This is a genomic window from Algivirga pacifica, from assembly GCF_039543525.1.
Lineage (GTDB): Bacteria > Bacteroidota > Bacteroidia > Cytophagales > Flammeovirgaceae > Algivirga > Algivirga pacifica.
This window is the reverse complement of sequence record NZ_BAABJX010000044.1, coordinates 36,751-48,952: the sequence shown is the minus strand read 5'-3', so window position 1 is coordinate 48,952 and position 12,202 is coordinate 36,751. Positions and strand designations below refer to the sequence as shown.

The 12,202-nt window shown below is 39.8% G+C and carries 6 protein-coding genes and 3 tRNA genes; 2 read left to right on the top strand and 7 right to left on the bottom strand.

Translation table 11 applies throughout. The features are described from left to right. Positions 1–72 precede the first annotated feature (72 nt). Complete coding sequence (locus tag ABD985_RS14775) at positions 73–975, bottom strand: ROK family protein (RefSeq protein WP_345373004.1); 903 nt, start codon at positions 973–975, stop codon at positions 73–75. A 117-nt stretch (positions 976–1,092) separates the two neighbouring features. Here ABD985_RS14775 and ABD985_RS14770 point away from each other — a divergent pair, with 117 nt between their 5' ends. Further along, positions 1,093–2,178: a J domain-containing protein gene (locus tag ABD985_RS14770; protein WP_345373002.1), complete on the top strand. Its 1,086-nt coding sequence runs from the start codon at positions 1,093–1,095 to the stop codon at positions 2,176–2,178. Positions 2,179–2,289: 111 nt separating this feature from the next. On the opposite strand, the gene ABD985_RS14765 is transcribed toward ABD985_RS14770, so the two are convergent. Continuing rightward, positions 2,290–4,479 carry a glutamine synthetase III family protein gene (locus ABD985_RS14765; protein ID WP_345373000.1) on the bottom strand — a complete coding sequence of 730 codons (2,190 nt, stop codon included), beginning with the start codon at positions 4,477–4,479 and terminating at the stop codon, positions 2,290–2,292. Between the two features lie 513 nt (positions 4,480–4,992). Between ABD985_RS14765 and ABD985_RS14760 the strand changes: the two genes are divergently transcribed. Continuing rightward, entirely contained in the window at positions 4,993–8,148 is a 3,156-nt protein-coding gene (locus ABD985_RS14760) for a hypothetical protein (protein ID WP_345372998.1), read from the top strand. A gap of 356 nt (positions 8,149–8,504) precedes the next feature. Here the strand turns inward: ABD985_RS14760 and ABD985_RS14755 are convergent, their stop codons facing one another. From ABD985_RS14755 to ABD985_RS14735, 5 genes are all read right to left on the bottom strand, one after another. Continuing rightward, positions 8,505–9,935, bottom strand: coding sequence for a PP2C family protein-serine/threonine phosphatase (locus ABD985_RS14755; protein WP_345372996.1), 1,431 nt, complete (start codon positions 9,933–9,935; stop codon positions 8,505–8,507). 250 nt (positions 9,936–10,185) lie between these two features. Further along, entirely contained in the window at positions 10,186–11,616 is a 1,431-nt protein-coding gene (locus ABD985_RS14750) for a PP2C family protein-serine/threonine phosphatase (protein WP_345372994.1), read from the bottom strand. A gap of 252 nt (positions 11,617–11,868) precedes the next feature. Continuing rightward, positions 11,869–11,942, bottom strand: a tRNA-Met gene (locus tag ABD985_RS14745). 36 nt (positions 11,943–11,978) lie between these two features. Next, a tRNA-Met gene (locus tag ABD985_RS14740) sits at positions 11,979–12,052 on the bottom strand. Between the two features lie 39 nt (positions 12,053–12,091). Next, positions 12,092–12,165: transfer RNA gene (locus ABD985_RS14735), tRNA-Met, on the bottom strand. Positions 12,166–12,202: the final 37 nt, after the last annotated feature.

Here is a 12,202-nt window from a genome sequence, read left to right as displayed (position 1 = left end):
TACGCACGGTTCTGTGAGAGGGATGAAGTTAGGGAGAGTCCCTAACTTTACCCTACTCGATCATTCATTTTATTATTTACAAAGGGATGCAGCCCCCAAAATGCCTGCATTATTCCCCAAGGTAGCTATTTCAATCTGGAGATCATTTGTATAATAAGGGGTTAGGTAATGATGGATAACTTCTTTCATTGGGGCTTCCAAAAGATGATACGTTTTGGAAATGCCGCCACCCACCAGGATTGTTTTAGTATCCAAGATACGTACCGTAGAGACAATCACTTCTCCAAGGTATTTTCCTACCTCTCGAAATACTTCTGTCGCTAAAGGATCTCCCTCCAAAGCGGCATTCGTAACCGCTTTAGCATCTAAGTTTTCTATATGATGTAATACAGACCCTGGATACAAAGGAAGCTTACTTTCTGCAGATCTTAGGATGCCTTTTTTACCGATATTTTCTTCTATCGTTTGGCCACTACTACTGATAATATGACCAATCTCAAGTCCATTACCTTCTCCTCCTTTGAATACTTTGCCATTAATTATAGCACCGCCGCCAACTCCAGTACCTAGTGTAATAAATAGAAAGTTAGGGGGAAGGGAGGCTTCGCCAAAGTAATATTCTCCGAGAGCCGCAGCGTTAGCGTCATTTTCAAGGTAGAATTTTACCTCAGGGAATGCTTTCTGAAGACTCTCCGTGAGTTGTATTCCATTTAAGGTGGGGATATTAGGAACTTCTAAAATAGTGGAGCGATCTACCGATATAGTTCCGGGAATACCGATGCCTACTTTTTTTATCGGTGAGGGACTTTTCTTTAAGCGTTTCCCAATAATATGAATGAAGTTGTCGACAAATTGTCCACCTTCATTGACCTCCGCAGTAGGATACTTCTTCTTCTTGATGATTTCCCCTTTTTCATCTACTAAGCCTACCTTTACGTTGGTACCGCCTACATCAATTCCTAAAAAGAGCTTCATATGTTATCGTTTTTCTATGATCTATTGTTTACATTCCGTACATACTCTAATATAAATAAAAAAGAGTAACATCTACTGAAAGAATGAGGCAGGATACAATTTGTTGATCGATGAACAATGCAGCAAAACTACTATAATATACTAGGGGTGTCTTCCAAGGCGACACAACAAGAAATAAAACGAGCATATAAGACATTGGTAAAACATTATCATCCGGATATTTATGATGGAAGAGATGCGGATGATAAGATGAAACTGTTAAATGAGGCTTATGGGATATTGGGAAATAGTTTAAAACGTCATCAGTATGATCAGTTTTGTTATGGAGAAGGAGCGCAATATGCCTATACCTCTCCTGCTTCAACAAACTATCATACACAATACAGTAGCAATACCTATCAGTCGGAAGGATTTAGAGCAACAACGATTCCTTCCGAAAAAATTCCTAAACGGCATTATGCCTTTGTCTTATCAGCATATTTACTCTTTCTTTCGTTAGTTTTTTGGGGAGGGTATCAAATGCAACAGTACAGTGCGAATAAGTATTATGAAGAGGCTCATGCTTATTATTTGGAGGGAGATATTCCTCAGGCATTAATCAAACTTGCGGAGGTAAGAAAACAGGATGACACACATGTGAGAGCTAATTGGCTAATGGGTGTGATTTTATTCCGAGAGTATAGTGACGAGCAACAAGCGTTAACTTACCTAAGAGCAGCAGATCGTTTGTCAGAAAATACAGAGGATAAGTTTATCATCTTACAAACATTGGCCGAGGTGTATACCGCTCAGCAACGATATGATCAGGTAGTAACAGTATTGGAGAACATAGAACAATTGAATCAAGTATTTGATCCCTTGTTGACGGAGCGTATTGCCTGGATCTATACTTTTCAGTTGAAAGAAGGAGGGAAGGCACTGCCGTATTATAGCCTGTTACAGGAGCGTGGCGTAGAAAATACAGCCCTGACATTGGGGCAAGGAGTTGCATATTGGCTAGCTGGTCAAGGAGATAAGGCTAAAGACCTTTTAGAAAAATATAGAATGTATCAACCGGAAGATGGACAAGGAGCGTATTATTTGGGGTATTATTATTTATATAATCAAAAAGATACGCTGCAAGCTTTAGAGTACTGGCGAGAGGCCAATGATAAAGGACTCACAGAAGCAGCTCAATTGATACAGAAGTTTTCAAACAACTAAACACCATGAACGAGCGAAGCTCAATTAAACATTATGAACAAACAAGCCTTCAATTACACCAGTGTAGCTGAAGGCTTGTTCGTTTTGAAATAGTTTTTCTGTCAAGAAAAACTATCGTATAAATAGCATTTCTCTAAACTTTGGAAGAGGCCAGATTTCATCGTCAACCATTGTTTCTAGTTTATCACAATGCCAACGAATCTCGTCAAAGTATTTCGCCTTGATGTCTTCATCATAAGCAATCGCTTTCTTTCTGGTATCCTTAATGGCATTGACGCGCTTACGCTCTTGCGTCATCTCATAGCTCAGACGTTTGATATCACTGATGTGCTTGGAGATAATTTTAATAGTAGTGATGATCTCCTGTGTTTCCTGATCTAGCCCGATTTCTTTTAACCCCTTAACATTCTCAATCAATTGATTCTGATATTTAATGCCGGTTGGGACAATATGGTTCTTGGCCATATCTACCATGATCCTGGATTCAATTTGTAGCTTAAGGATAAAGTTTTCCAACAATACTTCATGACGAGCCTTGAGTTCTGCCGCGCTCATGATCTGCATGTGCTCAAACAGTTTGATGCTATCCTTTTTTACTAAGATGTCTAGCGCCTTAGGAGTTGTTGGGATATTGGAAAGGCCTCTTTTCTTCGCTTCTTTGACCCATTCATCACTATAGCCATTACCATCAAAAATAATCCCCTTGGAGTGTTGAATGTACTTTCTTAAAGTATTGACAATAGCAACCTCTTTCTTGGTGCCTTTGTCGATCAATGCATCCACATCCTTTTTAAACTCCTGTAGTTGATTGGCAACGATGGTGTTGAGTATTGTCATCGGAACGGCAGTGTTAGCCGTTGATCCTACAGCTCTAAACTCAAATTTATTCCCTGTAAAGGCAAATGGAGAAGTTCGGTTTCTGTCCGTATTATCCAATAGGATAGGAGGGATCTTGTCGATACCTAGTTTCATATAAAGGTTATCTCCTTTATCAACTTTAATATCGCCGTTATTTTCCAGTTCCTCAATAACCGCAGATAACTGACTTCCAATAAAAGCCGAGATGATGGCAGGGGGAGCTTCGTTGGCCCCTAAGCGGTGATCATTTCCGGCAGAAGCAATACTAGCTCTAAGAAGGTCCGCGTAATCGTAAACGGCCTTTAGTGTATTCACAAAGAAGGTAAGGAACTGTAGATTCTCCTTTGCTTTGGTGCTAGGTGCGAATACATTTTTTCCTGTATTGGTAATTAAAGACCAGTTATTGTGCTTTCCAGAACCATTCATCTCAGCGAAAGGCTTTTCATGGAACAATACCTTGAAGTTGTGCTTCATGGCTACTTTTTCCATAATATCCATAAGGAGCTGGTTGTGGTCATTAGCCACGTTGACTTCTTCAAAGTAAGGAGCGACCTCAAACTGACTAGGAGCCACCTCATTATGGCGTGTGACAATAGGAATGCCTAATCTATAGGATTCTACTTCCAGCTCTTCCAAAAAGTTTTTAACCCTTGGAGGAATAGAACCAAAGTAATGATCATCAAGTTGCTGTCCTTTAGGTGGCTTGCGTCCGAATAAAGCACGTCCACTTAATAGCAAATCTGGACGGGCATCAGCCAATGCTCTGTCAATTAGGAAGAACTCCTGTTCACATCCCAGGGAAGCGGTCACTTTAGTGACATTCTTGTCAAAATATTGACAGATTTCCGTAGCAGCAATGTCTACGCGTTCCAATGCTTTTAGGAGAGGTGCTTTATTGTCTAGGGCTTCTCCCGTATAGGAAACAAATATCGTTGGAATACAAAGTGTTTTAGAGCTGCCACTTTGGATCAGAAATGCTGGGGAAGTGGGGTCCCAGGCAGTATAGCCTCTAGCCTCAAAGGTTTGTCTTAGTCCTCCACTAGGAAAAGAGGAAGCATCAGGCTCTTGTCGAATCAATGCGCTTCCCTTGAATTGCTCCATGGGCGTCCCGTCATCAGAGAGCTTGAAAAAGGCATCATGTTTTTCGGCAGTAGTACCGGTAAGAGGTTGAAACCAGTGGGTGTAATGGGTAGCACCTTTGGAAATCGCCCATGTTTTCATGGCAGAAGCTGCGGCATCTGCATCATATTCGTTGATAGGAGTTCCCTTTTTAATCGCATTTTGGAGGTTCTCAAAAATGTCGGAGGAAAGCATTTGACGCATAACTCTCTGATCAAATGTGTTTTCTCCAAAGTAATCGGAAACCTTGGAGGAAGGAGGGGTTACCTTTCGGATACCACGCTTTTCTACTAATTCTAGTGCTTTAAATCGTAGTGTGGACATATCTATACGTTAGGCTGAAATAATTAATTAAAGCTATTGATATAGTCAATATACGTACTAATGGATACAGGAAAGAAGTATTTGGATTCTTTTTTATAAGAGAATTTTTATAGAATCCTTATCTTGAGGGATTGTTCAGTAAACGTGGAGAAGTTATCCAAAAAAATGTTAGTATTGTTATTTGAAAATTTTTAACAATATTAACTAATTACACCTATCATAGGCAATACAAGGGAATAATGGTTGGATTTTTGCTAATTGTAGAACACAAAGGTCCTATTCAGTAGACTTTCTTGTGTCATGACTCAATAAGCGGACAAAATACTCGTTAACTTTTTGTAATTGGGAGTGTCTTTGCTGAAAAACTTCTTGTTGCTCTCTCAGCGTTGGGTCTGTTAAACAAGAAGAGAAGCAAGGGAAGACTGAGGGAAAATGAAAATTGAAAGCAGTGTGCTTTTACTAAAATATTTTTTGATGGCTACTTATCTGGTACGATTAAAACTATCAGCAATAATGATGAGAAACCGTTTGTTTATTCTACTTCTTTTGCTTGGCTGTGCCAACATGTTGAATGCGCAGGCGTTAGAAGGGAATGTTTTGATAAAGAATGGTAAAGAGGTGAGCGGTATCACAGTGGTGAATGACCCTGATGGTATGGTAGATCTTTTGTTGAAGGCCAACGGAGCTACAGAAATGAAGATCAGTAGAAGATCAAGTTTCGATGGTGTGCGTTGGGAGCCTTATTCTTCTACAAAAAATAGAGTGCCGCTTATCCGTAAAGGAGAACAAGATGGCTTAAAGTTTTTGTATGCCGTATTTAGAGACCGCAATGGAAATGTCTCTGAAGTAATTCCTATTCAGTGTGAGTTGGACCGTACCCCACCTTATGATTTGTCCCTTATTTTGAACTCAGGAAGCAAATATACGAATGATAAGTATGGTATCGTATCGGTGATTGTATCCGCTGAAGAGGCTAGTGAACTGAGGGTTTCTATTACTCCATTTATTGAGAAAGCACCTTGGAGAAAGTATATGGAGAGTTTCAAGTATCGTCTACCTCCTGGAGATGGGCTGAAAAAAATCTATGTACAGTTTAGGGATGCGGTAGGCAATGAGTCCAAGGTAATCGACGGAGAAGTAATTGTCGATCGTACTGGGCCTAGTAGACCTTCCGTGAAAATCAATGAAGGGGAACGCTTCACTAAAGATCAACAAGTAAAGCTGAAACTGTCTGCAGAAGGCGCCTCTCATGTACAAGTAAGAGGTGGCAATGGATGGGAAGAATATGCAACGGAAATAACACACGAACTTTCAGCTAATGATGGCTTGAAGGAAGTTTATGTACGTTATAAGGACGAAGCTGATAACTTTTCTACAGTAGTAAAAGCCGCAGTGATCTTAGATACAACCCCTCCTAAGTTTGCAAAAGTAGTCGTGAATAAAGGTGGACGATATATTGAGTCAGAAGATCAGCAAGGTCTACAATTAATGGCTTTTGGGGCAACTGAAATGATGATCTCTAATTATGAGGATTTTAGAGATGGACGTTGGGAGCCTTTCAAGAAGTATGCAGCTTGGCGATTTTTACCAGGAGATGGTGAGAAATTTGTGTATGTCAAGTTTAGGGATCCAGCTCATAATGAGTCTGATGTAGCGAAAACAAAAGTGATTTTAGATTCGCAGCCGCCGGAAGTAAGCGGTATCAAGATCATGGCAGAAGGAGTCGTTATAAATAATAAGGATAAAAAGAAATACCTTAAAAATGACACTTATACCGTGGATCTAGAGTTAGAGGCAGAAGGAGCAATGTTTATGATGATTGCGAATAACCCAGCCTTTACCGGTGCAAGATGGGAGCAATATAAGCCTCAAAAAGTGGGATGGGTTTTCGAGAAGTCCGAAGGGCTGAAAACCGTTTACGCCAAGTTTATGGATCGCGCTCGTAATGTGACTCCGGTGATATCAGATGAAGTGGTTATTGATAATACACCGCCGATGGCAGGTAAATTGGTGATTAATAATGACGCTACATATACGAATCATAAAGATAAGCGAGTAAAGCTGAACCTTACGGTAGCTGAAGGAGATTCCATGATGATCAGTAATCGCCCTACTTTTGAAGAAGCAGAATGGGAGTCTTTTGTTCAGCAAAAAGCATGGACCTTGGAAGGGGATGATGATATTAAAACCGTTTATGTCAAGTATAAAGATATAGCAGGGAATGTTTCAGAGGTGTATGAAGATAATATCATTTTAGATCGTCAACCTCCTCAGGACTTGATGTTGGTATTGGATAAAGGAGCCAAAGTAACGAATCACCCAGAAAAAATGGTGCAATTGAAAATACGTGCCAAGGAAGCAGTACGTATGAAGTTGTCTAACGATTTCAATTTGAGTGGTGTGAACTGGACAGTGTATACTCCTGTTAACCGATACTGGAAACTGAAAGGAGATGATGGTAATAAAATGGTTTATGCCCAGTTTATAGATGAAGCAGGAAATGAAACGGAGGTTTTAAAGGCTAGTATTCTATTGGATCGTCGACCGCCACTAGAGACGTCTATGGAAATTGTAGGAAACAAAGAAGATTACAGTGTTTCTCAGGATGTTACCTTAAAGATGAAGGCAGAAGGAGCAGTGAAGATGATGGTGGCAGATAATGTTGAGTTCAAAGAAGCAAGCTGGGAGCCATTTAAGCCTACCAAGAAATGGTATTTCCAGGGAGGTGATGGACTGAAAATTGTTTTTGCCAAGTTTATGGATGATGTTGGAAACGTTTCAGTGCCTGTATTCGATCGTATTGGTTTGGATACAGAAGCTCCAGCAGAAGGATCATTTATGGTACTGACGGATAATGGAAAGTACTGTACAGATATTGGTGGACGTGTAAGATTAAGACTGAGTGTTCGCAATGCTGATGAGATGCTGATTAGTAACAACGCAAAGTTTGATGGAGCAGACTGGCAACGCTATTCTCCATATGTAACACGATATTACTTGGATGCCATGGAAGATGGTGAAAAGAAAGTGTATGTGAAATATAGGGATAATGCAGGGAATGAAACGGAGCCTTTAGTAAGGTCTGTGATTCTGGATAGGCAGGAGCCAGTACATGAAAGTGTTCTGATTAATGGAGGAGAAAAATATATTACTGAAAATAAGCCTGTGCAGTTGACTATTTATGCAGAAGGAGCGACAGAGATGATGATCAGTAACAGTAGTCAGTTCTCAGGTGCTCAGGATAAATGGGAAAGGTATAGTACTAATGTGACCTGGAATCTTGCAGCAGGGCAAGATGGTATAAGAAGGGTATATGTGAAGTTCCGTGATGAGGCAGGAAATGTTTCTACGGTAGCTTCAGCTTCCATCATCATGGATACGACACCTCCAGCGCCATACTATGTGAAAATCAATAAAGGAGCGAGAGTAACGACGACTACCAATGTCAATCTATCCATTCGTGCCGCTAAGGACGATGCAGAGAAGATGATGGTATCCAACTCTCCTAACTTTGATGATAATGCCTACTGGAGGCCTTATCAGCATGATATTAGTTGGCCATTGACTTCTGGAGCAGGAGTGAAAAGAGTCTATGTTCGATTCAGTGATGAGGCTGGTAATATCTCTACCTTTATTACGGGAACTATTACCCTGGGAGGCGAGAACTAGGATAGCAATAATCACAAACAAAAAACACCTCAATTTACTTGAGGTGTTTTTTTTATACCCATGGCGGTGCCATGGGCTATAGATTATCACAACAATAATTCATGAAATATGACTAGTACTATGGCGGTGCTATTATTGATTAATAGAATGACGATTTATGGAACATAACCAATTACGGCGGTGCCATGGGCTATTGATTATTACAACAATGATCTACGAAATATAACCAGCCCATGGCATCGCCATGGGTTATTAAGGTGTTATTAATGGCTAGCAGTTTTTTTAAGTAGTTGTATAAATCAACTAAACATTATGAACGAGCGAAGCTCACCCTAAACATTATGAACAAAGCGCCCCTAAACCTCAATGCCCAATACCATTACATCATCAATTTGCTTCTTGTCTCCTTTCCATTCCTCAAACTCCCCCAAAAGAACTTGGGCTTGTTCAGGTATCTTGATGTCGGAAAGCTCTGAGATTGTACGGTAAAAACGTTTACTAGAGTATTTCTTATTGTCTTCACCTCCAAATTGATCGACATACCCATCGGTAAATAAGTAGAAGCGATCTCCTTTCTGTATACGGAAGATATTTTCCTTGTATTGATTCTCTACATTTTGAGCATTACCGACAGCTTTTTTAGTGCCGCGAATAATGTTGTACGTTTTCTTTTCAGAGTCCCAGTGGATCAGTGGACGCTTGGCTCCTGCGAATAGAGCGACATCCATTTTGCTATCGATGGCTAGGATACCGGCCTCTAAGCCATCCAGGTTGGTTTTGCCTTCTTCTTTTAGACGATAGTTCATTTCTGCGTCAAGGAAGGTAAGTATTTCCTTTGGAGACCATGATTTCTTCTCTACAATAATACGGTCAAGAATTTCTGAGGCAATAACGGTAAGGATAGCCCCTGGAACACCATGTCCGGTACAGTCTCCTTGAGCGATATACGTAATACCATTAAGTTCTCTTACGAAGCAAAAATCTCCAGAGACAATGTCTTTAGGTATATCCAATAAGAAACTATCTTTTCCTTTTAGAATATTTCTCGAAGAGTTGAATAACGCTTTCTGGATACGGTTAGCGTAGTTGATCGATAAAAGCAGGTTGTTATTGGTGCGTTGAAGTACCTGATGTTGTCTGGCTAACTCTTCTCGTTGTGACATGATTTCCTCTCTTGTCGTCGTAAGCTCTTCATTGGTTACTCTTAGCTCTTCATTTTGAGTGGCCATCTCTTCTTTTTGTTCCTGTACAATGGCTTGCTCTTCTTGTACCTGATCACTGTATTTTTTTAGCGTGAAGGAAATGAAGGTGTACGAGACCGTAACAAATACTAAGTCAAATAGGAGCATTTCTGGGCGAGAAACGACAATATAATTAGGAAATAGAAAAGCGAAGATATGTAGTAGAGCAAGACAGATACCAAAGACAATAGATACCTTGGTTACAATCTTTGGTTTGTCGTTGAGCATAATATGCCCCTGTGCCATTAGGACTAATGATACTAGATTTCCTATGTTGTGGATGTTTCCAGATGCATACCATCCATACAATACGAATAAGTTATTGTTGAGCATGCATAGGGCAGTGATACGGTAGCTAGGTTTTTTAAAGGTAAAATACGTAAGTATTAGGTTGATGACTGTATCTATTATAAACATTATACAGACCAGCATGTCTTGCATAATGAAATAAGCTATTAATGCAGCAGTACTTGCAAATAATGTGTTAGCAATAGAAGCCAAGTACAGCGCTCTTTTGTGAAAGATCGTAAATGTTGAAGGTTGCATTTTGGTGATTTGTCCTTAGAGGAGCTTTGTAAAAAAAAAGTAACGTAGGCTAATAATTTAGCTGATAAAAAAGTCAAGATGTAAGCGGCTCCTCATTAATATTAGAGGTTAACAAAGAAATATCGTACTCTTTGTATACACTTTTTATTTTAATCTATTTTAGGACGGGATAATTCACAAACAAAAAAAACACCTCAATTTACTTAAGGTGTTTTTTTTATGCCCATGGCATCGCCATGGGGTAATGATATTAAACCTCAATGCCCAATACCATTACATCATCAATTTGTTTCTTGTTTCCTTTCCATTCCTCAAACTCCCCTAAAAGAACTTGGGCTTGTTCAGATATCTTGATGTCGGAAAGCTCTGAGATTGTACGGTAAAAACGTTTACTAGAGTATTTCTTATTGTCTTCACCTCCAAATTGATCGACATATCCATCGGTAAATAAGTAGAAGCGATCTCCTTTCTGTATACGGAAGATATTTTCCTTGTATTGATTCTCTACATTTTGAGCATTACCGACAGCTTTTTTAGTACCGCGAATAATGTTGTACGTTTTCTTTTCAGAGTCCCAGTGGATCAGTGGACGCTTGGCTCCTGCGAATAGAGCGACGTCCATTTTGCTATCAATGGCTAGGATACCGGCCTCTAAGCCATCCAGGTTGGTTTTACCTTCTTCTTTTAGACGATAGTTCATTTCTGCGTCGAGGAAGGTAAGTATTTCCTTTGGAGACCATGATTTCTTCTCTACAATAATACGGTCAAGAATTTCTGAGGCAATAACGGTAAGGATAGCCCCTGGAACACCATGTCCGGTACAGTCTCCTTGAGCGATATACGTAATACCATTAAGTTCTCTTACGAAGCAAAAATCTCCAGAGACAATATCTTTAGGTATATCCAATAAGAAACTATCTTTTCCTTTTAGAATATTTCTCGAAGAGTTGAATAACGCTTTCTGGATACGGTTGGCGTAGTTGATCGATAAAAGCAGGTTATTATTGGTACGCTGAAGTTCCTGATGTTGTCTGGCTAACTCTTCTCGCTGTGACATGATTTCCTCTCTTGTCGTCGTAAGCTCTTCATTGGTTACTCTTAGCTCTTCATTTTGAGTAGCCATCTCTTCTTTTTGTTCCTGTACTGTTGATTGCTCTTCCTGTACCTGATCACTATACTTCTTTAAGGTAAATGAAATAAATGAATAGGCAACGGAGATAAAGGCCATATCAAAAAGAAGCATTTCTGGTCTGGCAACAACAATGTAGGTAGGGAATAAAATAGCCCCTACGTGCAGTAGCATAAGGAGTGATCCAAAAACGATAGAAACCTTCGTGACAATACCTGGCTTGTCATTTAGCATAATACGTGCCTGAGCCACGAGTACCAAGGCTACCATATTGGCTAAGTTGTGGATATTGCCAAAAGCATACCAGGCATAAAGTAAGAATAAGGCATTGTTGAGGAAACTTAATAAAGCAACACGATACCCTGGTCTTTTAACGGTAAAGTAAGCCAAGATGAAGTTAATGAGCGCATCAACTCCAAACATCCAAGTGACCTGTTTGTCAAATAGGATAAAAAAAGCTAGTAATGCAGCGCTAGTGGCAAATAACGCATTAGCAATAGATGAAAAGTACAGTACTCTTCTTTGGAATACTGTGATTTTTGATGGTTGCATTTGATAATTAGTTTTTAGAGGAGCTTTCTAAAAAAAATGTAAAGCAGGCTAATAGTTTGGTTGATATAAAAAGTATAAGATGTAAGCGACTCCTCGAAATAGTAGAGGGTGATAAAGGTAAGTTGTACTCTTTGTCTACGCTTTTTGTTTTAAGCACTTCAAGGAAGTACGGTGTTTAATAAATTGATCATATAGTTAATTTTTGAGATAAAAAAAACCTATCACGTAGCGTACTACGGATAGGTTTTTTAGTAGCGAAGACGGGAGTTGAACCCGTGACCTCAGGGTTATGAATCCTGCGCTCTAACCAACTGAGCTACCTCGCCAGGAAATTGAAAGTGATAGCAAGTGCTTGCTTTTAGTAGCGAAGACGGGAGTTGAACCCGTGACCTCAGGGTTATGAATCCTGCGCTCTAACCAACTGAGCTACCTCGCCAGGAAATATAAAAGCTATAAAGCAAGCGACTTGCTATAGTAGCGAAGACGGGAGTTGAACCCGTGACCTCAGGGTTATGAATCCTGCGCTCTAACCAACTGAGCTACCTCGCCAGAAATATAAAAATCATAAAGCAAGCGTTTGCTTTTA

What these genes read in the sequence shown, in the direction of transcription:
- ABD985_RS14775 (WP_345373004.1), bottom strand. Translation starts at nt 975, where the DNA reads ATGAAGCTCTTTTTAGGAATTGATGTAGGCGGTACCAACGTAAAGGTA.
- ABD985_RS14770 (WP_345373002.1), top strand. Translation starts at nt 1,093, where the DNA reads ATGCAGCAAAACTACTATAATATACTAGGGGTGTCTTCCAAGGCGACA.
- ABD985_RS14765 (WP_345373000.1), bottom strand. Translation starts at nt 4,479, where the DNA reads ATGTCCACACTACGATTTAAAGCACTAGAATTAGTAGAAAAGCGTGGT.
- ABD985_RS14760 (WP_345372998.1), top strand. Translation starts at nt 4,993, where the DNA reads ATGATGAGAAACCGTTTGTTTATTCTACTTCTTTTGCTTGGCTGTGCC.
- ABD985_RS14755 (WP_345372996.1), bottom strand. Translation starts at nt 9,935, where the DNA reads ATGCAACCTTCAACATTTACGATCTTTCACAAAAGAGCGCTGTACTTG.
- ABD985_RS14750 (WP_345372994.1), bottom strand. Translation starts at nt 11,616, where the DNA reads ATGCAACCATCAAAAATCACAGTATTCCAAAGAAGAGTACTGTACTTT.